Below are 23,871 nucleotides of genomic sequence, written 5' to 3' on the forward strand. Positions count from 1 at the left end.
GTCAGGCGCCCTTCATGCGGGTGAGTTCGGGGAGCGACGCGTCATCCTCGCGTTCGGCCGACGCCGCCTCGGCAAGCGGAGCGAGCGCGTCGGGATCGAAGGACAGGCGGACCAGCGTGCCGCCGCCCGCGCGGTCGGCAAAGGCGATGGTGCCGCCATGTTCCTCGACGATGCGCTTGACGATGGCAAGGCCGAGGCCCGTGCCGCGTGCGCGTGTGGTCATATAGGGTTCGGTCAGCCGGTCGCGCTCGGCGGGAAGGCCGATCCCGTCGTCGGATGTGTCGATGACGAGGCGGCGGGGGCTGCCCTCGCCGCCCTCCAGCACGATCCGCATCGCCACTTGCCCCGCCGGCTCGGGCTTCGCCTCGATCGCCTCGACCGCATTCTTGACGATGTTGGTCAGCGCTTGCCCAAGCTGGCGGCGATCGCTGACGAGGATGGGCGAGGGATCGGGCGCATCGAGCAGGAAGCGCACGCGTGGATGCGCCACCTCATGCAGGAACAGCACCTGCCGCGCGACATCGGCGATCGGCTCGGGCCGGAATTGCGGCTTTGGCATGCGCGCGAAGGCGGAGAATTCGTCCACCATGCGGCGCAGATCGCCCACCTGCCGCACGACCGTCTGAGTCAGCCGCTCGAATGTCGCCGGATCGCTGGTGATCTCCTTGCCATAGCGGCGCTGGAGCCGTTCCGCGGCGAGCTGGATCGGGGTGAGCGGGTTCTTGATCTCGTGCGCGATGCGCCGCGCCACGTCGGACCAGGCCGCGCGCCGCTGATCCGCCAGCTGCTGGGTGATATCGTCGAGTGTGATGACCAGCCGATCCTCGGCGTGGACCGAACGGACGGCGATCGTCCGCGGCTCGCCCTCGCGGACGATCTGCACCACCGTCTCGCGTTCGCGCCCTGCCAGCGCCGCCTCGAGCTCGGGCGCGAGATCGTGCAGCGGGCGGCCGACCGCGGTGTCGCAGCCGAGCAACGCCTCGGCCGAGCGGTTGATGGTGCGCACCATCCCGTCACTGTCGACCGACACGACACCCGCGGTGACGCCTTCGAACACCGCCTCGATCAGCGTGCGGCGACTCTCCGCCTCGGCATTGGCGGAGACGAGCGCACCGGTCTGCTCCTCCAGTCGGCGGGTCATGCGGTTGAACGCGGCCGCCAGCGCGCCGACCTCACCCGCCGCACGGCCGATCGAGACACGCGCGGACAGGTCACCGCCGCCCACCCGCCGCGCCGCGCCGACGAGATCCGCCACCGGCCGCACCAGCCGGTCGGCGACGGACAACGCCACGACGATCGCCACGCCGACGATCAGCAGCGAGACGAGGAACAAGGCGAGATTGAAGCGCAGCTGCAGCGCGCGCGAGCGGTCGAGCAGCCGGTTATAGTCGCCCAGCGCCGTCTGCGCGGCCGCTGCCTGCCGCAGCACCAGCGGGTTGGCCACGCGTGCGACATAGAGATAGAGCTGCGCCCGCCGGTCGAGCAGCACCACCGCCTCCACCCGGTCTCCCGCCTCGGTGGTGACGCGCTCGCTGCCCTGCTGCAGCATCGGCAACGCCGCCACCGGCACGCGCGCTTCCAGCGGGCGCGGGTCGAGATTGGCGCCGATCACCAGCCGCATCACCTTGTCGCCGCCGACCGAGATGATCGCTGCCTGATCGAGCAGCCGGAACGCCACCTGCTGCGCAAAATAGGTACTGATCCGCGGATCGCCGATCTGCGCCTCCCTGAGCGCGTTGCGCAGGTCGAACGCCATCGTCCGGCTTTCCAGCGCGAGCCGCTGCTTGCTCTCGTCGACATAGGCCTGGGTCACGCGATCGGCATTTTCGAGCACCGCGCGCGCCCGGTCCGAGAACCAGAATTCATTGGAATATTGGAACAACAGCGACGCGAAGATCACCACCAGCAGCGTCGGCACTGCTGCGATGATCGAGAACAAGGCGACCAGGCGGACGTGCAGGCGCCCGCCCCGCCCGATCCCCGAATCAACAGCGCGCCGGATCGCCACGCGCCGGGCGATCAGCACCATCAGCGCCATGGCCGGCACCAGGTTGGCGATCAGCAGCAGCGCCACCATCGGCGGCGTCATCAGCTTGGCTTGGTCCCCCGAGCGCGTGACGAACGCCCAGGTGGCGATGGCGATGCCCAGCAGCGTGCCGAGGGTCAGCCACTCCAGCGCGGCCAGCAAACGCCGCTGGCCGAGCAGGAAGAACCGCCGCCGCCAGCGCGTGCTATGTCGGGCACCAGGCGCGATCCGTGACGTCATCGTTGCGACGCTACCACATCGTTGCGGGTCGGACACATGCCTTGCGCCCATCTGTCCGACGCTTTTGTCAGGCGTTTCGTCGCAGCTCTGCCGGATCGAGCCCACGTTCGGACAGCTTCTTGCGTAGCGTGTTGCGATTGATCCCGAGCAACCTTGCCGCGCGCAGCTGGTTGCCGCGGGCCGCCGCCAGGGAAAGCCGCAGCAGCGGGCGCTCCACCTCCGCCAGCACCGCATCGTAGAGGCCGTCGGGCGGCAGATCGCGGCCATGCGCAGCGAACAGTCGGGTGAGGTGCGCTTCCACCGCCTGCGCAAGATCCGTCTCACCCGCAAGCGCCTGTGGCTCCGCTGCACGGCGGCGCGCGGGATCGAGCTGCGCCTCCACAACGCTTGCGGTCACCACCTCCTCACGCGTCAGCGCGGCAAGCCGGCGCATGAGGTTCTCGAGCTCGCGGACGTTGCCCGGCCAGGGATGGCGCCTGAGCCGCTCCACCGCCGCAAGGTCGAGCGACTTGCGCGGCAGGCCCTCCGCCGCTGCGCGATCGAGAAAATGACGCGCCAGCTCGCCAATGTCCTCGCCACGGTCGCGCAGCGCCGGCAGACGGACGGGCACGACGGCGAGGCGGTAATAAAGATCCTCGCGGAAGGCATGATCGGCGACGAGCGCCGGCAGATCCTTGTTGGTCGCAGCGATGATCCGCACGTCCACCTTGATCGATCGCTGCCCGCCGACGGGCGAAACCTCGCCCGATTGCAGCACGCGCAGCAGCCGCGTCTGCGCCTCCGCCGGCATGTCGCCAATCTCGTCGAGGAACAGCGTGCCGCCCTGCGCCTGCTCGAACCGGCCGGCGGTGCGCTGGCCGGCCCCCGTGAAGGCGCCCCGCTCGTGCCCGAACAACTCGCTCTCGATCAGTTCGCGCGGGATTGCGGCCATGTTGATCGCAACGAACGGCCGTGCCTGCCTTGTGCCGAGATCGTGGATGGCACGTGCGACCAATTCCTTGCCCGTGCCCGACTCACCCAGGATCAGCACCGACAGGTCGTTGCCGATCACCCGCGCGATGGTGCGATACACCTCCTGCATCGGCGGCGAGCGGCCGATCAGCGGCAGTTCGTCGCCCGTCGTTGCCGCCGCTTCGGGTCCAGCTTCCGCACCACCCATTGCGATGGCATCGCCGACAGCGCGGCCAAGCTCGGTCAGGTCGAACGGCTTGGGCAGATATTCGAATGCGCCCTGCTCGGTCGCACGAACCGCCGTGGCCAGCGTATTCTGCGCGGACAGGACGATCACGGGCATGGCGGGATGGTCCGCAATCAAGGCAGGCACCGCATCCAGGCCATTGCCGTCCGGCAGCACCACGTCGGTCAGCAGCACCTGCGGCTTGAACGCGGCGAGCTTCGCCCGTCCCTCGCGCAGCGACGCCGCGGTTTCCACCTCATGCCCCTCACGGCGCAACGCCTCGCGCACCACCGTGCGGATGGCGGCATCGTCGTCGATCAGCAGGACGCGCCCGGTGCGGCTCATGCGCGCGCCAGCAGCAGGCGGAACAGGGTGCGCGGCGGATCGCCCTCGCGCGCATATTCGATCATGCCGCCGCAATCGGTCACCAGCTTGTCGACCAGCGCAAGGCCGAGGCCGCCGCCCGTGCGCTTGGTCGTGACGAACGGCTCGAACAGGTGGTCCGCCAGGTCGGGCGGCGCGCCCGGTCCCTCGTCGATCACGCACACCTCGATCGGCAATGAGCGCCGGGTGCCGTCAGGCCCCATCACCCGGGCCACGCCATGGCGATAGGCGGTGGTCAGCACGATCTCGCCGGGTGTCTCCATCGCCTCCGCCGCATTCTTCAGCAGGTTCAGCATGACCTGAATAAGCGAATCGCGGTGCCCGATCACCGCCGGCAGCGACGGATCGTAGAGCTCGCGGATGGTGAAGCCCTCGGCAAACCCGTTCAGCGCAACGTCACGGGCATGGGCCAGCACGGCATGGATGTTCTGGGGCTCCAGCCTCAGCGGGCGTGTATCCGTGAACCCCTCCATTCGGTCGATCAGTGCGGCGATCCGGTCCACTTCGTCGCGGATCAGGCGGGTGAGCGAGCCGTCGCCGCCCCCCTCCAGCAGCTGCGCCGCACCGCGGATGGACGAGAGCGGGTTCTTGATCTCATGCGCCAGCATCGCCGCCGCGCCGACCGCGCTGCGCTTGGGGCCGTCCCGATCGGCGCGACGGCCGGCGGGATGGGCGGGGCTGCGGCCATGGATCATCACCACGCGCCAGCCCGGCCGATCCGGCAAGGGCGCCGCGGTCACATCCGCTTCCTGCCGCCGCCCGCCGGGCAGCGACAGGACGAGATCATAAGCGGCGAACGGCGCATCCTGAGGAACCACCGCCAGGCGATGGCCGAGCAGCGTCTCCACCATCCGCCCCCTCATCGCGCTGCGGGCGAGATTGAGGAAGCCTTCGGCAGCGGCATTGGCATCCGCCACGCAGCCCTCTTCATCCAGCAGCAGCAGCGGTGTCGGCATGGCGGCGATCAGATCAGCCGCGCCCGCCGCATCCGCCGTCGCCGCGGCGCGTCGCCGAAAGGTGATCAGGCGGCCGCCCGCGTGCGCCAAGGCGCATAGAAGGCGTCGAGCATGGCCAGCACCCGCTCGGGGTCGGGCTCCTGATTTACGGCGTTGCGGAAGTCGGCCGAGCCGTGCAGCCCCTTGGTGTACCAGCCGATATGCTTGCGAGCCATGTTCACGCCGGTTTCCCGGCCGTACAGTTCGAGCATCGCATGATAGTGGCTGACGATCGTCTCATACTGCTCGTGGAGACTGGGATCGGCCCGCCGCTCGCCCGTCGCGAACCAGCGCATCACCTGGCCCAGCAGCCAAGGCCGCCCATAGGCACCGCGGCCGATCATCACGCCGTCCGCGCCCGATTGCTCCAGCGCCGACTCGGCATCCTCGATGCCGCAGATGTCGCCGTTGACGATCACCGGGATCGACACCGCATCCTTGACCCGCCGGACGAACGCCCAGTCGGCAGACCCCTTGTACATCTGGTTCCGAGTGCGGCCGTGCACTGTCACCATGCGGCACCCGAGATCCTCCGCGATCCGCGCCAGTTCGGGCGCGTTGAGGTTGGCATGATCCCAGCCCATCCGCATCTTCAGCGTGACGGGCACGGACACCGCTTTGACGACGCCCTCGACGATCGCCGCCGCATTCTTCAGGTCGCGCATCAGCGCGGAGCCGGCATCGCCGTTCGTCACCTTGCGGACGGGACAGCCCATGTTGATGTCGATGATCGCGGCGCCGCGATCCTCCGCCAGCTTCGCCGCCTCGCCCATCTCATGCGGCGTGCAGCCGACCAGCTGCATCGACACGGGATCCTCGACCGGATCCCACAACAGCTTCTGGATCGATTGGCGTGTCTCGCGGATCGCCGCCTGGCTGGCGATCATCTCGGTCACGTTCAGGCCTGAGCCGAAGCGGCGGACGAGCGTGCGGAACGGCCGATCGGTCACGCCCGTCATGGGCGCGAGGATCACCGGCTGCTCGATCCGCACGGGACCGATCTGAAGGGGCTTCAAGCGAGACATGATAGATCAGTTTGCCTAATTCTTAAGCAGCTCCACCTAAGCCTTCTCCCCCTTCCCCGCAAGCCGCCGCTGGGCTAGTCGGCCGCCTTATGCGTAATGTCGCCCTGATCGTCGCCGCCGGAGCAGGCGTGCGCCTCGGCGGCGAGGTGCCGAAGCAATATCGTGAGGTGGCGGGCAAGACGCTGCTCGTGCATGCCATCGATGCGCTCGCCGCTCATCCATCGATCGATGCGGTGCAGGTGGTGATCGGCGCCGGCCAGGAGGCGCTCTATGCTGCGGCGGTGGGCGATCGCATGCTCCCTCCGCCGGTCCTCGGTGGCGAGACGCGGCGGCAATCGGTTGCGAACGGATTGGCGGCGATCACCGCAGACCGCATCCTCGTCCACGATGCCGCGCGCCCCGACGTGCCAACCGAAGTGATCGACCGCCTGCTCGCCGCGCTGGACGACCATGACGGCGCCATCCCCGTTCTGCCCATCGCCGATACGCTCGCGCGCGACGCGGGCGTGCTGGGCGAGACGGTGCCGCGCGACGGCCTCGTCCGCGTGCAGACACCGCAGGCGTTCACCGCCGTCGCCCTGCGTCGGGCCCATGCCGAATGGCCGGGCGATGCCACCGACGACGCGCAGATGGTGCGCGCGGTCGGCGGTCGCGTGGCGCTGGTTGCGGGCGACACGCGCCTGGAAAAGATCACCTTTGCGGAGGATGTCATCGCGCTCGAACGCCGCCTTTCGCCGCCGCTCGTCTCGCGCACGGGGCTCGGCTTCGATGTCCATGCGTTCGAGCCGGGCGACCATGTCATGCTGGGCGGCGTCCGCGTGGCCCACGATGCCGCGCTCGCCGGTCATTCCGACGCGGACGTCGTGCTGCATGCCATAGTCGATGCACTGCTCGGCGCGGTCGGCGCCGGCGACATCGGCCAGCATTTCCCGCCGAGCGACATGCGTTGGAAGGGCGCCGACTCGACCGCCTTCGCCCGCCACGCCGTCTCGCTCGTCGCCGCCGCAGGTGGGCGGATCGACCATGTCGACGTGACCGTCATCTGCGAGCGGCCGAAAGTCGGCCCCCATCGCGACGCCATTCGCGCTTCGGTTGCGGCTGCCCTCGACGTTCCGACGGCGCGCGTCAGCATCAAGGCCACCACCACCGAAGGGCTCGGCTTCACCGGCCGGCGCGAGGGCATTGCCGCGCAGGCGGTCGCCACGGTCAGGGTTCCGGAGACGATATGAGCAATCTCACCCCCGAACTGATCGAGGCGGCACGCCGCGTGATCGAGGCCAATCGCACCGCCGGTCGCCGCGTCGCGCTGGCGGAAAGCTGCACCGGCGGCCTTGTCACCGCCGCGTTGACCGAGGTGCCCGGCTCCTCCGACGTGCTCGACGCAGGGTTCGTCACCTATTCGAACGAGGCCAAGCGCTCGATGCTGGGTGTGGCCGGCGACGTGCTGGAAACCTTTGGCGCAGTGTCGATTGCGACCGCCTGGGGTATGGCGCGCGGCGCGATCGAGCGCAGCCAGGCGGATGTGGCGGTGGCGATCACCGGCATCGCAGGGCCCGGCGGCGGCACCGAGAAGAAGCCTGTCGGCACCGTCGTCTTCGCCCGCGCGCTGAAGGGTGCCGATCCAGACAGCATCGTTGCCGATGCCCGCATGTTCGAAGATCGCGGGCGCGAGTCGATCCGGCTTCAGGCCGCGCTTTGTGCGCTCGAGCTGCTGATCCCCGGCTCACCCGGCCCGTAGAGCGCCGCTGCCCGCGCTTCGAACGCGCCGATCATGCGCCTCAGCGCCATGCCGAACATCTGCCCGGCGACGGCCTCGAAGATGCGGCTCTTGAACGCGAAATCGACGCAGAACTCCACCGCCGTGCCACCCTCGACCCGGCGGAACTTCCAATCGTTGCTCAGATGCTCCAGCGGCCCGTCGACATATTCGACATGGATGTGGTTGGGCCGCTCCTTGTGGACGCGCGAGGTGAACCGCTCGCGGAGCGCCTTGAAGCCGACCACCACGTCCGCCACCATTTCCGTCGCGCTGTCCGAACGCACCCGCACCGCCGCCACCCACGGCAGGAACTCCTTGTAGCGGGCGACATCGGCGACGAGATCGAACAGCTGCTCAGGCGTATAGGGAAGGATACGGGTCTCGGCGTGACGCGGCATCTCAGGCAGGCACCACGGTCTTGAGCAGGCCGGCGCGGGCAAGCTGCGCCTCGCGCGCCGCCTTCAGCTTCGCGAAATCATCGCCAGCGTGGTAGGACGATCGCGTCAGCGGGCTGGAGGCGACCAGCAGGAATCCCTTCGCCCGCGCGATCGCCGCATAAGCGGAGAAGGTCTGCGGCGAGACGAACTCCTCCACCTTGGCATGCTTCGGCGTCGGCTGAAGATACTGGCCCAGCGTCAGGAAATCGATGCCGGCCGAGCGCATGTCGTCCATCACCTGATGGACCTCCATGCGTGCCTCACCCAAGCCCATCATCATGCCCGACTTGGTGAAGATCGACGGATCGAGGCGCTTCACCTGCTCCAGCAGGCGCAGCGACGCATAATAGCGCGCACCGGGCCGGATCGTCGGATAGAGCCTCGGCACCGTCTCCAGATTGTGATTGTAGACGTCGGGCCGCGCAGCGACGATCGCCTCGACTGCGGCCTCGTGCTTGTTGCGGAAGTCGGGCGTCAGGATCTCGATCGTGGTCGTCGGCGTGGTCCGCCGCAGCGCCTCGATCACTCGGACGAACTGGCTCGCACCGCCGTCCGCCAGATCGTCGCGGTCGACCGACGTGACGACGATATGCTCGAGCCCCAGCTCCGCCGCCGCATCGGCAACATGCTGCGGCTCCTTCATGTCGACTGCGCGCGGCATACCGGTCTTCACGTTGCAGAAGGCGCAGGCGCGGGTGCAGGTGTCACCCAGGATCATCACGGTCGCGTGCTTCTTGGTCCAGCACTCGCCGATGTTCGGGCAGGCCGCTTCCTCGCACACCGTGGCAAGGTTCAGGCGCCGCATCAGCGCCTTGGTGTCGTTATAGGCTTGCCCGATCGGCGCCTTGACCCGGATCCAGTCGGGCTTGCGGGTGCGGGCGCGCAGCGGCGGCGTAGCAGCGATCTCGGTCATGTGCCGCAGATAGTCGGTCAAGGGCGCGCTTGCCACCCCCGAGCGGGAAACGTAACAACGGCGACATGACTGACTTCTCCGGCATGATCGACGGGTATCGCCGCTTCCGCGCAGGCGATTGGGCAGCACAGCGCGCGCGCTGGGCGGAGCTGGCGCAGGGCCAGTCCCCCAAGGTGATGATCGTTTCCTGCTCGGACAGTCGGGTCGATCCCGCCACGGTGTTCGATGCGTCGCCCGGCGAAATGTTCGTTGTCCGCAACGTCGCCAATCTTGTGCCGCCTTATGAGCCCGACTCGGCGCGCCACGGCGTGTCGGCGGCGCTAGAATTCGCGGTCACGCAGCTTGAAGTGTCGGAGCTTGTCGTAATGGGCCACGGCAAGTGCGGCGGTGTCCACGCGGCGCTTACCGGCGCGTTCGCCGACAAGGCGCCGGGCGAAGGCGGCTTCATCGCCAACTGGATCACCCTGCTCGACGATGCGCGTGCCAAGGTGATGGCGGAGCATGGCACCGGTCCCGAGGCGGTCCACGCGCTCGAGCTGGAGTGCGTGAAGACCAGCCTCACCAACCTTCGCACTTTCCCTTGGGTGGCGGAGCGAGAGGCGGACGGGCGGCTTGCGCTGCGCGGCGCTTATTTCGCCATCGCCGACGGCGTGCTGCACGTGCTGGACGAGCAGACGGGCGAGTTCAGCCCGGCTGTCTGACCGCAACGGGCCGGACGGTGCCGGCTCAGTCCTTGTCCACCCAGCGCGGGAATACGCCCTGCGGTGCGGGCAGCGTGATGCCCGGCTGGAGCGGCGTCTCCAACGCGGCAAAATCCCGCGCCTCGACAGGCTGGCCAAGCTGGTCGAGCAGCGCATCCGCGCTCGCCGGGATCGCCCAGCGGACGAGGATCGCCAGCTGCCGCACCGCCTCGGCCGCCACATACAGGACCCGATCCGCACGCGCGGGATCGCTCTTGCGTAGCGTCCACGGCGCTTGCTCGGCGAAATAGACGTTGGCTGCGGCCACTCCGCCCCAGATGGCCGACAAAGCATTGTGGATCGCAAGGTCGCCCATTGCACGGCCTGCCTCGTCGGCAGCGCTCCTGAGGGCCGCCAGCAACGCCTCGTCCTCTGCAGTCGCTGCGCTGCCCTCCGGCACCGCGCCGCCGCAATTCTTGGCAATCATCGACAGGCAGCGCTGCGCCAGGTTGCCGAGCCCGTTGGCGAGATCGGCATTGGATCGCGTGACGATCGCCTCATGGCTGTAGCTGCCATCCTGCCCGAAACTCACCTCGCGCAGCAGGAAGTAGCGGAGCTGGTCCACGCCGTAGGTCCGCGCCATCTCCAGCGGATCGACGACGTTGCCGACCGATTTCGACATCTTCTCACCGCGGTTCAGCAGGAAACCGTGGCCAAACACTGCCTTGGGCAGCGGCAGGCCCGCCGACATCAGGAAGGCCGGCCAGTAGACCGCGTGGAAGCGGACGATGTCCTTGCCGATGACGTGCAGATCGGCCGGCCAGAACCGCTCGTACGTAGCTGGTACACCTGGATAACCGACACCGGTCAGATAATTCGTGAGAGCATCCACCCAGACATACATGACATGCCCCGGCGATCCCGGTACGGGCACGCCCCAATCGAAGCTGGTGCGTGAGATGGAGAGGTCGGAAAGCCCGCCGCGAACGAACGCCATCACTTCATTACGCCGCCCTTCCGGACGGATGAAGCCGGGGTTCGCCTCATAATGTTCGATCAGCCGATCCGCATAAGCGGAGAGGCGGAAGAACCAGCTTTCCTCCACCGTCCACACCACCGGCGTGCCCTGCGAAGAGAGCTTGGCTCCGCCCTCCCCTTCGATCAGCTCGTCCTCACCGTAGAAGGCCTCGTCGCGAACCGAATACCAACCCTCATAGCGGCCGAGATAGATATCACCCCGCTCGCGCATCGCCTCCCACAGCGCCTGACTAGCGGCATAATGGGCAGGCTCAGTGGTCCGGATGAAACGATCGAACGAGATGTTCAGTGTCTCGTCCATCTCTCTGAACGCGCTCGACATCTCGTCTGCCAGCGCACGTACCTCGATGCCGCGGTCACGCGCCGTCTGCGCCATTTTCAGGCCATGCTCGTCCGTGCCGCTCATGAAGAAGACGTCGTCGCCCGAGAGGCGACGGTACCGCGCGATGGCGTCTGTTGCGATCGCTTCGTAAGCGTGGCCGATATGCGGCCGTCCGTTCGGATAGCTGATCGCGGTGGTGATGTAGAACGGCTTGCCCATAGCGCTCAGGCTTTAGCGGGCGCGCGCTCCGGAGCAAGGGCGGCGGCGATGCCTGCCAGTTCGACGACGGTCGCCTGCGGATCGAGCGACAGGCGCGGTGCGATCGACGCAATCTCGCGCGCGCGGCTCCAAGCGTCGAGCGCGGTCGACAGCCGCTCCCCCGTGGCGCGACGGGCATGGGCCGCGATGCGCTGCGGCAGGCGCTGCAGGAACAGTTCGTAGCGGGCCTGAGCGCTCTTGAGCGCAAGCGCCTTGCCAAGCGCCACACGCTCCCCGCCTGTCGGATCGCCACCGGCGATCAGCGCATCCACAGCCCTGTCCAGTGCGGCGACGTCCAGCCCGGCGAGCGCCAGCGCACGTCCCGGCGCGCCCTCGCCCGCCCGCACCAGGGCTGCCCGTTCGTCCGCATCAAGATGGGGCGCGACCGCGGCCAGCGCGGAGGTCATCGCATCGTCGTCCAAAGCCGAGAAGCGCAGCAGCCGACAGCGCGAACGAATGGTCGGGAGCAGACGCGCGGGCGCATGGCTGACCAGCAGGAACAGCGCGCCTTGCGGCGGCTCCTCCAGGTTTTTCAGCAGCGCATTGGCGGCGGGCGCCTCGAGATCGTCGATCGCATCGATCACCACGATGCGCCGCTCGGAAAAGCTGCCTGCGCTGGCAAACAGGCGGGAAAGTCCGCGCACCTGATCGACCGTGATCGAACGCGCGCGATCCCCCTTGTCGCGCTCCAGCCGCTCCAGCCGCATCAGATCGGGATGGCTCCCCGCCGCGATCAGCCGCGCGGTCGGATGGTTGTCCGGCAGATCGAGGCCGGGTGCCGATACGAACGGGCCCGCCGCGTCCGCCAGCAGCCGCGCTGCTGCACGATCGGCAAAGGTCGCCTTGCCGACGCCCTGCGGCCCGGCGAGCAGCCAGGCATGGTGCAGCCGCCCTGCCCCGGCCGCGTCGCGCAGCGCGGCGATGTTGGCGTCATGTCCCCACAGGGTCACAGCAGATCCATTAGTGCGATCATCAGCCGATCGGTCACCATCTCCGGCGTGCCCGCCGCCTCGACAAGCGAGACTCGCTCGGGCTCGGCCGCGGCGATGCGCCGGAACGTCTCCGCAACGCGCGCATGGAAGTGCTGGTCACGTCCGCCAATCCGGTCGGATCGGCCGCCGTCCCGCGCAGCCTCACGCCCGCGCGCCTCGCCGGGCGGCAGATCAAGCACGAGGGTCCGATCGGGAAGCACCCCCTCGCTGCCGATGCCATGCAGCGTTAGAATAGCCTCGTCCCCGATGCCGTCGGCGCCGCCCTGGTAGGCGCGCGAGCTGTCGAGGAAGCGGTCGCACACCACCCAGGCACCACGTTCCAGTGCAGGGCGGATCGTGCGCGCGACATGATCGGCGCGCGCGGCCGCGAACAGCAGCGCCTCCGCGCGTGCGCCCCACCGCTCGCTCTCGCCCGTCAGCAACAGGCCGCGGATCGCCTCCGCCCCGTCGCTGCCGCCGGGCTCGCGCGTCAGGACCACCTCGCGTCCGGTGTCGGCGATCGCCTGTGCCAGGCGTGGTGCCTGCGTGGACTTGCCCACGCCCTCGCCACCCTCAAGGCTGATGAAGCGCCCGCGCGTCACGCCCGTGATCAGGCCAGACCGAACAGCCAGCGCAGGCCAGCCATCACCCGGCCGAAGAAACCGGCTGTCTCCACCGCGTCACCCGCCACCAGCGGCAGGCGCTGCGGCGGCATGTCGGGCAGCGTGACGACCAGATCGGCGACATGAGCGCCCTTGGCGATGGGCGCTTTGAGCGGCCCTTGATAGACGACCTCGGTCTTCAGGTCCGTGCCCAGCCCCGCCGGCACCGTCACCGAAAGATCGCGCGGCGCGACAAGGCTCACTTCGCGGGCATCGCCCTGCTGCACTTCCGCCGTCTGCACGCGCGCGCCGGCCTTCGCCAGCGGCTTGGCCGACCATGCGCTGAAGCCCCAGTTCATGAAGGCGACGGATTGCTCTATCCGCTGGTTGGACGAGGTCAGCCCCGCCAGAACCATCACCAGCCGGCGGCCATTCTGCGCCGCCGAGCCGGTGAAGCCATAGCCGGCCTCCTCGGTATGCCCCGTCTTCAGGCCGTCCGCGCCGTCAACCCGGCCGAGCAGCGGATCGCGATTCGCCTGCGTGATGTCCGCGCCCGAGCCCAGCGTCTTGCCCCAGGTGAACTCGCGCTTGGAGTAGAATTCCTTGTACATGGCGGGGAAGCGCTCGATCGTCGCGGCGGCCAGCTTGGCCAGATCGCGCGCGGTGACGAAGGTGCGGCCCTCATCCGGCCAGCCGTTCGAATTGCCGAATTGCGAGTTGGTCAGCCCCAGCTCCTGCGCGCGCCGGTTCATCAGCGCGACGAAGGCGGGCTCGGTGCCGGAAATGCCCTCGGCCAGCACCACGCAGGCGTCGTTCCCGGACAGGGTGACGATGCCGTAGAGCAGATTGCGCACGCTCACCTGTTCGCCAGGCGACAGGAACATGGTCGATCCCGCCTGCGGGCCGTGCCAGCGCCGCCACGTTTCCGGCCGCACCGTGATCATCTTGTCGAGGCTGAGCTCGCCCTTCTTCACCAGATCGAAGGCGACATAGACGGTCATCATCTTCGCCATCGACGCGGGCGGCATCCGCCGGTCCGCATCCTTGGCGAACAGGATGGCGCCAGAGGACAGATCCTCCATGAAGGCGACGGGCGCGGGCGTATTGAACGGCGGCACCGCAGCGGCGAGTGGGGCGGCAACGGCAACGAGGGCAAGGAGCAGACGCTTCATCGGGCTTCCCGGATCAGAGTGCGCGCCTTCTAGTCCCGCGCGGGAGCCGGCCTCAAGCACTCATCGCATCTGCTGACACCAGGGCTGCGGATCAGCCGCCCGATCGCAGCCGCCGCCGCTCGCTCTCCGATGGATAGACGCGGCGGACGCGGACGCGGGCAATCCCATCCCGCTTGATGCCGAGGCGGCGTGCGGCGGTCTCGGACAGGTCGATGATCCGCCCCTCGGCAAATGGACCCCGGTCGTTGACGCGGACCGTGAGCTTGCGCCCGGTCTCCAACACGGTCACCTCGACATAGGAAGGCAGCGGCAAGGTCTTGTGCGCCGCCGCCGTCATGCGGCCGTCCCGCCGCTCGCCATTGGCGGTCAGGCGACCGCTCTCTCCGCCGTACCAGGAGGCGAGGCCCGTCTCATCGTAGTCGCGATCATCGCGCGGGTAATATGTGCGCCCACGCACCTGATAGGGCTTGCCGATCTTGACGACAGCGTCCGACACGGGTCGCGCCCGCTCCCGTCCGCCGCAGCCCGACAGGAGCAGGATCAGCGTCGCGACGGCAAGGCGCCCGCGCATGACGCCGCTCAGCGCGCCACCTCGTCCGCCAGCAAGCCGACCGACAGCGCGTAGAAGTTGGAGCAGTTATAGTCGAGGATCGCGCGATAGTTCGTCGTCAGCAGATAGGCGGTGCGGCCGGGACCGTCCGGCTCGATCAAGGCCGCCAGTTCGTCGTTCGCCGGCACCGGCCACGTCAGCGGCTGCACGCCGAGCGCGCGCCACTCACCCACGGTCAGCCAACGGCTGTGGCGCGCGTGGACACGCGGGCAACGCGGCGATTGCAGCCGCGGCGTGAAGGCGGCACGATCCACCGTCTCGGGCACACGCACCGCAACGCCCCAGGGCACGCCCGGCTTCCAACCCGCATTCACCAGATAATTGCCGATGGAGGCGAGCGCGTCCGTCTCGTTCGTCCAGATATCTCGCCGCCCATCGCCGTCGCCATCGACGGCCAGCCGCAACACCATGGAGGGCAGGAACTGCGGATAACCGGTCGCGCCCGCCCAACTGCCCTTCAACCGGCTGCGCGGCACGCCCTGGTCGATCAGCTTGAGCGCGGCGATCAGCTCGGCGGTGAACAGCTCTCGTCGCCGCCCTTCATAGGCCAGCGTCGCAAGGCTGCGGATCGTGTCAAAATTGCCCGAGTAGCTGCCATAGCCAGTTTCGTGACCGTAGATGGCGAGCGCGATCGACTCGGGCACGCCCGTCTGCGCCTCGATCCGTTGCAGGCGCGGGCGCAGTGACTGATAACGCGAGCGACCGGTGTTGATCCGCACGCTGTCGACATGCTTGGCCTTGTAGGGCGCGAAATCCAGCGTCGGCGAGGGCGCCTGATTGGCCCCGCCGCCCGGCTGCGCACGATCGAAGCGGATCACACGCTCGTTCGGCGTCAAGCCGGCGGTTTCTCGATCGAACGTGGTCGGCGAAACGCCCGCGGCAATTGCCCGAGCGCGGATCGAGGCGAGAAACGCATTGAAGGCGGGATTGCCAATCTCGGCCGGCGCAGCCTCTACAGGCGTGACGCCGGCATCCTCCGGCTGCGCCGCACCGGCACCGGAAGACAGCGTGAGGAGGAGTGCGAGGGCGGGAAGCAGATTACGGATCACGCAAGCCACCTTGGCACAGCCGCGCTCGCTGGCCTAGAGCGGTTCGGCGCGGAGAGATGGCCGAGTGGTTTAAGGCAGCGGTCTTGAAAACCGCCGTGGGTTCACGCTCACCGTGGGTTCGAATCCCACTCTCTCCGCCAACCTGCCCTCCTCACCGCACAGCGGAGCCAAGCCGGCTTTGCCTCGTTCTGTTGCACCCGCCCGGCAGAACAAGGAGCGCACGATGGACATTCCCTGGGACAATGAAGCCAGCCTGATGCGGGTCGTGCCGTTCGAGACGGCCGAGCCGATGGAGGAGCTCGTCGCCCGCGGTACGCTGCACGAGCTCGTCGGCCAGGTGCTCGAAATGCCTGCGGACGCCCAGCGCAATCTGCTGCTGCGCGCCTCGGGGCCAGACTGGACCGAGGAATATGACTCGCAGACGATCCGCGAACTCGCCGCTCGCCCCGAATATACCAGCGCTCACGGCGCATTCGACACCGCCGATCTGCCACGTGACCAACGGCCGCCGGAGACGGGCCCGGACCACGGGCTCTCGTCCGGTCAGGTCGGCGGGCCGACCGGCGTGCATCCGAACACCTGACACGGGCTGGCGCCGCTCCTCACGCTCCGCCAAGGGAGCGGCACAGCATCGGAGCCCGATCATGACCACGCCAGCCGCCGAACTCGACCGACTCGTCGCTTCCGCGCGCAGCTGGCGCGGAGACGGGATGGCGATCGCCACCGTGGTCTCCACCTGGGGCTCGGCGCCGCGGCCCAAGGGCAGCCACATGCTGGTGCATGCGGACGGCCGGTTCGAAGGCTCGGTTTCGGGCGGCTGTGTGGAGAATGAGATCCTCGCCGCCGCCGCGGACGCGATCGAGACGGGCACAAGCCGCCTTCTCGACTTCACCGTCGCGGATGACGCTGCGTGGGAAGCGCACCTGCCGTGTGGTGGTGCGATCAGCGTGCTGGTCCAACCCGTTGCACCGCAGGGCTACCCTCCGTTTCTCTTCGACGTGCTGGCCGCAGCCCGCGCAGGCGGACGGGCGCTGACCGTCACCACCGATCTGGCGAGCGGGGAGAGCCGGGCAGAGGATGCACCCGGCACCGGACGCTTCGTCAATCGCTATGCCCCTGCGCGCCGGCTGCTGATCGTCGGTGCGGTGCAGATCGCGCAGGCACTTGCCGGTTTCGCCGCCTCGCTCGACGCAACGGCGACCGTGATCGATCCGCGCGAGCGCTTTCTCACGGCAGAGCGCTTCCCCGGGGTGGCGCTCGACAGCCGCTGGCCGGATGACGCCATCGCCGCGGCCGATCCGGGTGCCGAGACGGCGGTGGTGACGCTCAGCCACGATCCCAAGATCGACGATCCCGCGCTGATCGCCGCACTGGCCGCGCCAACGGGCTATGTCGCCGCGCTCGGATCGCGCCGCAGCCATGCTGCGCGATTGGACCGGCTGCGCGCAGCGGGCGTGAGCGAGAGCGATCTCGCACGGATCGACGGTCCGGCCGGGCTCGACATCGGCGCGCTCGGACCGGCGGAGATCGCGCTTTCCATCGCTGCCGGGATGGTCCGCAGCTTCAGGACACGCGATCGCTGACAAGACGAAGCCCACCCGCCGCGGTTTGCGGCGGATGGGCTGCATCGTCACGGCTCCCCTTGCCCGTCGGGCAAGGGGCGAACCGCTTACTTCTTGCCGGTGAGGCTGAGCCCGCCGAAACGCTTGTTGAAGCGCGCCACCTGGCCACCCTGGTCGAGCAGCTGCGACTTGCCGCCGGTCCAGGCCGGGTGCACCGTCGGATCGATGTCGAGCTGCAGCGTGTCGCCGTCATTGCCCCAGGTGGAGCGCGTCTCGAACACGGTGCCGTCGGTCATCTGAACCTTGATGCGGTTCAGCTTGGGGTGGATGTCAGCCTTCATAATCTGTCTCCGTGACATGGCCGGTTCCGACCGGCCGGGAGGCGCCTCGATCAGCGCGAAGGCGCGCGCATAGCTGCGCGGCCCGGGTTTGGCAATAAGGTGACCGAGGCCGCTCAGGCGGGTCGGTCAGCCACCATCGCGGTGCAATTGGCCTGCGCCACGACCTTGCCGTCCACCAGCGCACGGCCGGTGAACTTGCAGACCGTCGCCCGGCGCTGCGTGATGGTGACTTCAAGCCGCATCAGCACGCCCGGCTCCACGGGGGCGCGGAACTTCGCTTCCTCGATCCCCATGAAGTAGAACAGCTTGCCCTCTTCATCGCCGCCCATAGACTTGAGCGCGAGGATGCCCGCGGCCTGCGCCAGCGCCTCGACGATCAGCACGCCGGGCATGATCGGGCGGCCCGGAAAGTGGCCCTGGAAGAACGGCTCGTTGATCGACACCGCCTTGGTGGCGACGATCGACTCGCCGGGAACGAGGCTCTCGACCCGGTCAACCAGCAGCATGGGATAGCGATGCGGCAGCGCCGCCATCACCTGCCGGATGTCCAGCGGGCCGATGGCGGCGTCGGTTGCAGCGGGCACCGCGGCGTCGTCCCCTGCGACGCCCATCAGCTCAGCGGCCCTTCGGCGCAGCAGCCGCCGTCGCCGCAGTCGGCTGGCCCGGCTGCCAGTTGGCCGGCGGCGTGGTGGAGACGGTGCGCACCATCGCGTTCAGCTGGGTCGTCACGTCGGCGGTCAGGTCGTTGGTCGGGTTCACCGCCATCACCGCCTGCGGGCTGACGACGATGCCGACGCGCTTGGCGTTCATCGCCGCCTTCACCGCATCGTCCAGCTTCTCCTCGACCTGCGCCTGCGCGAAGGCGAGCGGGCGCTGGAACGGCTGCGCGAGCGGGGCGAGCTGCTGCTGCAGCGCGGCCTCACGGGTCTGGAAGGCCTGGATCTTGGACTGGAGCGTCGCGGGCGGCGTATTGCCGGCGCGTTGCAGGCTCTGGATCTCCGTCTGCAGCGGCTGCAGTTCGGTGGCGGCAGCCTGGCGGCGCTGCGTGAAGGTGTCGATTTGCGCCTTGTACTGCGTCTGGATCTGCGTCTGCGCGGTCTTCAGCGCGGTCACGTCCGCCACGGCCTTGCCGAGGTCGACAGTGGCAACGGCACCGACCTGCGCCATCGCAGGAACGGCAATCGTGGCAGCGGCGGCAAGCGCCAGCATCTTGATCGTCTTGGTCATCAGAACTGGGTTCCCACGTTGAAGGTGAACAGCTTGGTATTGTCGCCCGGCTCCTTCAAGAGCGCCTTGGCGATGTCGACGCGCAACGGACCGAAAGGCGAATTCCAGTTGACGCCAAAGCCGACCGAAAGGCGCGGCTTGGGCGTATCGCCGAGGTAGAACTCGCGGAACGGCGCTGCGATCTGGCCGGTATAGTTGGTGGTGCCTGCCGGGCATCCGGTCGCGGGGCGATCGGATACGGCCGAGCTGCTGCTGTTGACGCACTGAAGCTGGCCGTTCACGCCCAGAATGTCGCGCGTCAGCCGCGGATCGCCCTCGGGATAATTGTCGACGATCGGGTTTTTGAGCCCGAACACCGCACCCGCATCGACGAAGATCGACGGCCGCAGCCCGAGTTCACGCGCGCCGGAGCCCAGTGGCACTTCCAGCTCGAGGTGGCCGAGGTAGTAAGCGCGGCCACCCAGCGCGTCGTCCTGGTCGTTCTTGGCAGGCAGGAAATCACCCGCCGTAGCCGTCGTCGTGTCGTAATAGCGGCGAACGACGCGCGGACCCACACCACGAATGCCAAAGCCCCGCAATTGCGGCTGCCCAAGCATGAAGCGGTCGGTCAGTCGGATCTTCTCGATCGAATTGCCGAGCGGATCTGTCCGCGTATTCTCAAGGCTGTGAATGTAGCCGCCTTCACCGCGGACGGAGAAGATGAAGCCGCTGCCGAGACTCCAATATTTGGCCGCTTCGGCACGTGCGCGGACATACTTCACCGTGCCGCCAAGACCTGCCACGTCCGCACTAAGCAGCGCACGCTGGCCGGCCGACGGGCGAACGCGGTTGTTGAGATTGTCGAACACAAGGCTGGCGCCGATCGACGAAGTCGTCCGATTGCCGATCGCGTCGCACAGGTAACGGCCGGCGAGCAGGATGTCGCACTGACCGTTATAGTAATAGGTATCCTTGTCGAGCGACACGTCATCGAGGCTGAGGCCGTAGCGCAGTGCGAGGCTGACATATTCGGTCAGCGGCACGCCCGCACGGATCTGGAAGCCCGTGGTCACCTGCTGGTAGGTGGTATTGCGATCGCCGTTCGACAGATAGTTGAACGAGTTGTAATCCCGGCGGAAGATGTCGCCGCCCACCGCGATGTTCTTGTCGAACAGATAAGGCTCGGTGAAGCCCAGCTCCACCGACTTCGAGTAGGTCGAATAGTTCACGCCGGCGCGGACGATCTGGCCCTTGCCCATGAAGTTGCGCTGCTGGATCGACAGGTCGACGATGAACTTCTCCAGACTGGAGAAGCCCGCCGACACCTGCAGCTCACCCGTGGATTTCTCCTCCAGGTTCGCCTCCAGCACAACGCGGTCCGGCGCGGAGCCGGGCTTCTGCTCGATCTCCAGCTTGTCCTGGAAGAAGCCGAGCGACTGGATGCGATCCCGCGAGCGCTTGACGCGGAAGGTGTTGAACGCGTCGCCCTCGGACAGACGGAACTCGCGACGCACAACCTTGTCGCGCGTCACCGTGTTGCCGTTGATGTCCACCCGCTCGACATATTTGCGGGGGCTGTCCTGAATGCGGAAGGTGACGCTCATCGTCAGCTCTTCCTTGTCGCGGTCGAAGTCGGGCGACACGTCGGGCGTGTAGCCGAGGAGACCGGTCGCCTCGGTCAGGCGATCGACCGTGTCCTCGATCTGCTTGGCGTTGTACCAATCGCCCTTTTTCATCAGCAGCAGCGGCTTGAAGTCCGCTGCCTTGATGTCGCGGATGTCGCTCTCGAGATCGACGTCGCCGAACTTGTAGCGCTTACCTTCCTCCACCACGTAGGTGATGATGAAGTCGCGCTTGTCGGGCGTCAGTTCGGCCACAGCCGAGACGACGCGGAAATCCGCGTAGCCGTTCGTCAGATAATATTGGCGCAGCTTCTGCTGGTCGTAGGACAGCCGGTCCGGATCGTAGCTGGTGCCGGAGGAGAAGATCTTCGTCAGCCCGCTTTCCTTGGTGGCCATCTGGCCACGCAGCTCGCTGTCGGAGAACTTCTCGTTGCCGATGATGTTGATGCGGCGAACGCGCGATTTCGCGCCCTCGCTGATCTCGAAGATGACATCCACGCGGTTCTGGTCCAGCGCGACCATCTTGGGCTCGACAGTGGCGGCGAAACGACCCTGACGGCGATACAGCTCGACGATGCGCGCCACGTCGGCCCGCACCTTGGAGCGCGTGAAGATCTGTCGCGGCGCCAGCCGGATTTCAGGGCGGATCTTGTCCTCTTTCAGGCGCTTATTGCCTTCGAGGACGACACGGTTGATCACCGGGTTTTCGCGAACCTGAATGGTCAGGTTGCCCTGCCCGTCGTCGCGTACCTGCACGTCCGCGAACAGCTCGGTCGCGTAGAGATCCTTGAGCGCCTGATCGCCCGCTTCACGGGTGTAGACGTCGCCGGGCTTCAGCTTGATGTAGGAGCGGACCGTATCCGCCTCCAGCCGCTGCGATCCGCTCACCGTGATCGACTTGATTCGCTCGCCAGCCGGCTGCGCTGCCGCTGTCGGGGTTGCCGCTGGCGTCGCCGGTGCCGGGCGTGCCGCGGGCCGCCCCCGGGCAGGCGCGGCTGCTGGCTGGGAGAGCGCCGGTGCGCCCGCGCCCAGGATGGTACCGATAAGCAGGCCGCGCGCCACGCGCGAGGCCTGAAGTCCCTTGCAATCGATCACCCGCGTCCCGCCCTTGCCGCCGCCCGTTACCGTGATAGCGCCGGGTTCCCCGCTCCGGCCGTCTTACCGCCCTGCCCCAAGCGGGTCAGCCGATCAAGCCGGCAAGCCGCGTCCACAGGCCTAAGTTGCCCAAGTCGTTGATCGTCACGAACACCATGAACGCCATCAGCACCGCCAGCCCCGAACGGAAGGCCCATTCGGTCGCCTGCGGACCGACCGGCCGACGCCGCACCGCTTCCACCGCGTAGAAGAAGAGGTGGCCACCATCCAGCAACGGAATTGGCAGGAGATTGATGAACCCCAGATTGATCGAGATCATCGTCATGAAGATGATGAAGTCGAACCACCCCATCGTGGCGACCTGCCCGGAGAATTTGGCGATCTGAAGCGGACCGCCCAGCTCGCTGACCGAGCGGCGGCCGGTGACGATCTGGACGATCGTGTCCACCATCATCCGTACGATCGCGACCGTCTGCCGGACAGCAGCGCCCGGCAGCTCATGCCATGCCAGCGGCACGATGGTCCGCCCGGCGGGGCTCACGCCGATGCGGCCGATGCGGAACTCGTTGCCGAAATTGTCCCGCTCAAGATCGACCCGCGGGGTCATGCGCAGGTGGATCTGGCGGCCGTTGCGCCAGATATCGACCGGCACCGCCTCTCCGGCGCGGATGCGGACGATGTCGGAGATGTCCTCGAACCGATCGACGGACTGGCCGGCGACCATGCTGATCCGGTCCCCAGGCACGATGCCGGCGGCGGCCGCCGGCGATCCCGGCTGCACCGCGGCGATGACTGCAGGCGTCCGCGGCTCACCCGAGACGGCGAACACCGCCATGAAAACGATGATGGCGAAGAGGAAGTTCGTCACGGGCCCCGCCGCGACGATCAGGAAGCGCTGCCATACCGGCTTCGCCTGGAAGGTGCCCGCCCGCTCCTCCGGCGACATGGCGAGCCACTCGGCCGTCGGCGCGCTGGCCGGGTTCATGTCACCCGCAAACTTTACGTAACCACCGAGCGGCAGCGCCGCGACCTTCCAGCGCGTACCCCGCTTGTCCGTCCAGCCGACAATCTCCCGGCCGAAGCCGATCGAGAAGGCATCCGCCTTCACGCCGAACCACCGACCGACAAGATAATGGCCGAGCTCGTGCAGGAAGATCAGAGGGCCGATGACGGCGAAGAAGGCAAGGATCGTCCACAGGATACCGGGCTGGGTCACGCCACCATCGTCTCCAGCGCCCCGCGAGCCACTTCCCGCGCCCGGGCGTCGATCCCTAATACCTCATTAAGCGTTCCGGGTGCGGGCGGATCGTAGCGCTCGAGCGTCTTAAGCACGATTTCGGTGATATCGAGAAAACCGGCCCGCCCCTCCAGGAATGCGGCGACCGCGACCTCGTTCGCGGCATTGAGAATGGCCGGCTTCGCCCCGCCCGCCGCCATCGCATCGCGCGTGAGCGTCAGCGCGGGGAAGCGCACCGGATCGGGCGCCTCGAAGTCCAGCCGACCGAGCGCTGCAAAGTCCAGCCCGGTGCAAGGCGTCGCCATGCGTTCAGGCCAGGCCAAGGTGTAGGAGATGGGCACCCGCATGTCGGGCAGGCCAAGTTGCGCCAGCACCGATCCGTCGATCGTCTCGACCATCGAGTGGATCACCGATTGCGGATGGACGACGATCTCGAACCGGTCGAGCGGCACCGGGAACAGGTGCGCCGCCTCGATCAGCTCCAGCCCCTTGTTCATCAGCGTCGCCGAGTCGACCGAGATCTTGGTGCCCATGGACCAGTTCGGATGCTTCACCGCCTGCGCCGGCGTCATGCCGCGCATCGCCTCGCGATCCATCGTCCGAAACGGCCCGCCGCTCGCGGTCAGCAAGATGCGGCGCACGCGCTCGGGAGCGTCATGCGGGAAACACTGGAAGATGGCGTTATGCTCGCTGTCGACCGGCAGCAGGGTCGCGCCATGCGCGCGCGCCGCTGCCGTCATCAGCGCACCGGCGGAAACCAGCGCCTCCTTGTTGGCGAGGGCTACCGTCCGCCCCCCTTCCAGCGCCGCCATCGTCGGCGCAAGCCCGGCGCAGCCGACGATGGCGGCCATCGTCCAGTCCGCGCCCATGCGCGCGGCCTCGACAAGAGCCTCCGGGCCGGCACCGGTGGCGATGCCGCTGCCTGCGAGCGCGTCTGCCAATTCCGGGCCGCACGCCACATCCGCAACCGCGGCGAACCGCGCCCGCGTCCGGCGGGCCGCATCCGCAAGCTCCGCGACATTGCGGTGCGCGGTTAAAGCGACGACGTCATACCGCTCGGGCTCGCGCTCGATCAGATCCAGCGTGGACGCGCCGATCGATCCGGTCGCGCCGAGGATGGTCACGCTGCGTGCGCCTGCGCCCGCCATGG

The 23,871-nt window shown here is 67.9% G+C and carries 23 protein-coding genes and 1 tRNA gene; 6 read left to right on the forward strand and 18 right to left on the reverse strand.

The window, feature by feature from the left end:
- Position 1: 1 nt before the first annotated feature.
- The 4 genes from BM360_RS02965 to dusB form a co-directional block, all read right to left on the reverse strand.
- Positions 2-2,266 (reverse strand): sensor histidine kinase, encoded by a 2,265-nt coding sequence (locus tag BM360_RS02965; protein WP_093310525.1) that lies wholly within the window; start codon positions 2,264-2,266, stop codon positions 2-4.
- Between the two features lie 67 nt (positions 2,267-2,333).
- Positions 2,334-3,788: a nitrogen regulation protein NR(I) gene (gene ntrC / locus BM360_RS02970; RefSeq protein WP_093310528.1), complete on the reverse strand. Its 1,455-nt coding sequence runs from the start codon at positions 3,786-3,788 to the stop codon at positions 2,334-2,336.
- A complete protein-coding gene (locus tag BM360_RS02975) occupies positions 3,785-4,873 on the reverse strand; it encodes a two-component system sensor histidine kinase NtrB (protein WP_242653290.1) in 1,089 nt (362 codons plus the stop codon). Before BM360_RS02975 ends, ntrC begins: the two co-directional genes overlap by 4 nt.
- Entirely contained in the window at positions 4,849-5,847 is a 999-nt protein-coding gene (gene dusB / locus BM360_RS02980) for a tRNA dihydrouridine synthase DusB (RefSeq protein WP_093310532.1), read from the reverse strand. The genes BM360_RS02975 and dusB overlap by 25 nt, the downstream gene beginning before the upstream one ends.
- Positions 5,848-5,936: 89 nt before the next feature.
- Between dusB and BM360_RS02985 the strand changes: the two genes are divergently transcribed.
- Both BM360_RS02985 and BM360_RS02990 read left to right on the forward strand, forming a co-directional pair.
- Positions 5,937-7,076: a bifunctional 2-C-methyl-D-erythritol 4-phosphate cytidylyltransferase/2-C-methyl-D-erythritol 2,4-cyclodiphosphate synthase gene (locus BM360_RS02985; protein WP_093310534.1), complete on the forward strand. Its 1,140-nt coding sequence runs from the start codon at positions 5,937-5,939 to the stop codon at positions 7,074-7,076.
- Positions 7,073-7,585 (forward strand): CinA family protein, encoded by a 513-nt coding sequence (locus tag BM360_RS02990; protein ID WP_093310537.1) that lies wholly within the window; start codon positions 7,073-7,075, stop codon positions 7,583-7,585. Before BM360_RS02985 ends, BM360_RS02990 begins: the two co-directional genes overlap by 4 nt.
- On the opposite strand, the gene BM360_RS02995 is transcribed toward BM360_RS02990, so the two are convergent.
- Both BM360_RS02995 and lipA read right to left on the reverse strand, forming a co-directional pair.
- On the reverse strand, positions 7,531-8,004 hold the full coding sequence (locus tag BM360_RS02995; RefSeq protein WP_093310540.1) for a type II toxin-antitoxin system RatA family toxin: 474 nt from the start codon (positions 8,002-8,004) through the stop codon (positions 7,531-7,533). The genes BM360_RS02990 and BM360_RS02995 overlap by 55 nt on opposite strands.
- Position 8,005: 1 nt before the next feature.
- Positions 8,006-8,956: a lipoyl synthase gene (gene lipA, locus BM360_RS03000; RefSeq protein WP_093313660.1), complete on the reverse strand. Its 951-nt coding sequence runs from the start codon at positions 8,954-8,956 to the stop codon at positions 8,006-8,008.
- Positions 8,957-9,021: 65 nt separating this feature from the next.
- Here lipA and BM360_RS03005 point away from each other — a divergent pair, with 65 nt between their 5' ends.
- Positions 9,022-9,657 carry a carbonic anhydrase gene (locus BM360_RS03005; RefSeq protein ID WP_093310544.1) on the forward strand — a complete coding sequence of 212 codons (636 nt, stop codon included), beginning with the start codon at positions 9,022-9,024 and terminating at the stop codon, positions 9,655-9,657.
- A 25-nt stretch (positions 9,658-9,682) separates the two neighbouring features.
- Here the strand turns inward: BM360_RS03005 and metG are convergent, their stop codons facing one another.
- From metG to BM360_RS03035, 6 genes are all read right to left on the reverse strand, one after another.
- Entirely contained in the window at positions 9,683-11,215 is a 1,533-nt protein-coding gene (gene metG / locus BM360_RS03010; protein WP_093310547.1) for a methionine--tRNA ligase, read from the reverse strand.
- Between the two features lie 5 nt (positions 11,216-11,220).
- Complete coding sequence (locus BM360_RS03015) at positions 11,221-12,204, reverse strand: DNA polymerase III subunit delta' (protein ID WP_093310549.1); 984 nt, start codon at positions 12,202-12,204, stop codon at positions 11,221-11,223.
- The gene (gene tmk / locus BM360_RS03020) at positions 12,201-12,827 is read right to left on the reverse strand and encodes a dTMP kinase (protein WP_093310552.1); all 627 of its coding nucleotides are present in this window, start codon (positions 12,825-12,827) and stop codon (positions 12,201-12,203) included. The genes BM360_RS03015 and tmk overlap by 4 nt, the downstream gene beginning before the upstream one ends.
- An 8-nt stretch (positions 12,828-12,835) precedes the next feature.
- A complete protein-coding gene (locus BM360_RS03025; RefSeq protein ID WP_093310555.1) occupies positions 12,836-13,999 on the reverse strand; it encodes a D-alanyl-D-alanine carboxypeptidase family protein in 1,164 nt (387 codons plus the stop codon).
- A 91-nt stretch (positions 14,000-14,090) separates the two neighbouring features.
- Complete coding sequence (locus BM360_RS03030) at positions 14,091-14,570, reverse strand: septal ring lytic transglycosylase RlpA family protein (protein ID WP_093310557.1); 480 nt, start codon at positions 14,568-14,570, stop codon at positions 14,091-14,093.
- An 8-nt stretch (positions 14,571-14,578) separates the two neighbouring features.
- Complete coding sequence (locus tag BM360_RS03035) at positions 14,579-15,658, reverse strand: lytic murein transglycosylase (RefSeq protein ID WP_423228878.1); 1,080 nt, start codon at positions 15,656-15,658, stop codon at positions 14,579-14,581.
- A 50-nt stretch (positions 15,659-15,708) separates the two neighbouring features.
- Here BM360_RS03035 and BM360_RS03040 point away from each other — a divergent pair.
- The 3 genes from BM360_RS03040 (at position 15,709) to BM360_RS03050 (ending at position 17,241) form a co-directional block, all read left to right on the forward strand.
- Positions 15,709-15,798 (forward strand) — tRNA-Ser (locus BM360_RS03040).
- Between the two features lie 83 nt (positions 15,799-15,881).
- On the forward strand, positions 15,882-16,241 hold the full coding sequence (locus BM360_RS03045; protein WP_093310560.1) for a hypothetical protein: 360 nt from the start codon (positions 15,882-15,884) through the stop codon (positions 16,239-16,241).
- Between the two features lie 61 nt (positions 16,242-16,302).
- Positions 16,303-17,241, forward strand: coding sequence for an XdhC family protein (locus BM360_RS03050; RefSeq protein ID WP_093310563.1), 939 nt, complete (start codon positions 16,303-16,305; stop codon positions 17,239-17,241).
- Positions 17,242-17,327: 86 nt separating this feature from the next.
- On the opposite strand, the gene rpmE is transcribed toward BM360_RS03050, so the two are convergent.
- The 6 genes from rpmE to BM360_RS03080 all read right to left on the reverse strand — a co-directional run bounded on the left by rpmE (position 17,328) and on the right by BM360_RS03080 (position 23,869).
- The gene (rpmE, locus tag BM360_RS03055; protein ID WP_093310565.1) at positions 17,328-17,561 is read right to left on the reverse strand and encodes a 50S ribosomal protein L31; all 234 of its coding nucleotides are present in this window, start codon (positions 17,559-17,561) and stop codon (positions 17,328-17,330) included.
- A gap of 113 nt (positions 17,562-17,674) precedes the next feature.
- Positions 17,675-18,172: a 3-hydroxyacyl-ACP dehydratase FabZ gene (fabZ, locus tag BM360_RS03060; protein WP_093310568.1), complete on the reverse strand. Its 498-nt coding sequence runs from the start codon at positions 18,170-18,172 to the stop codon at positions 17,675-17,677.
- Positions 18,173-18,176: 4 nt separating this feature from the next.
- A complete protein-coding gene (locus BM360_RS03065; RefSeq protein ID WP_093310571.1) occupies positions 18,177-18,788 on the reverse strand; it encodes an OmpH family outer membrane protein in 612 nt (203 codons plus the stop codon).
- A complete protein-coding gene (bamA, locus tag BM360_RS03070) occupies positions 18,788-21,484 on the reverse strand; it encodes an outer membrane protein assembly factor BamA (protein WP_093310573.1) in 2,697 nt (898 codons plus the stop codon). Before bamA ends, BM360_RS03065 begins: the two co-directional genes overlap by 1 nt.
- A gap of 85 nt (positions 21,485-21,569) precedes the next feature.
- Positions 21,570-22,700, reverse strand: a complete 1,131-nt coding sequence (rseP, locus tag BM360_RS03075) for an RIP metalloprotease RseP (protein WP_242653291.1) — start codon at positions 22,698-22,700, stop codon at positions 21,570-21,572.
- Entirely contained in the window at positions 22,697-23,869 is a 1,173-nt protein-coding gene (locus BM360_RS03080; RefSeq protein ID WP_093310576.1) for a 1-deoxy-D-xylulose-5-phosphate reductoisomerase, read from the reverse strand. Before BM360_RS03080 ends, rseP begins: the two co-directional genes overlap by 4 nt.
- Positions 23,870-23,871 lie beyond the last annotated feature (2 nt).

This window comes from Sphingomonas jatrophae (assembly GCF_900113315.1).
Lineage (GTDB): Bacteria > Pseudomonadota > Alphaproteobacteria > Sphingomonadales > Sphingomonadaceae > Sphingomonas_P > Sphingomonas_P jatrophae.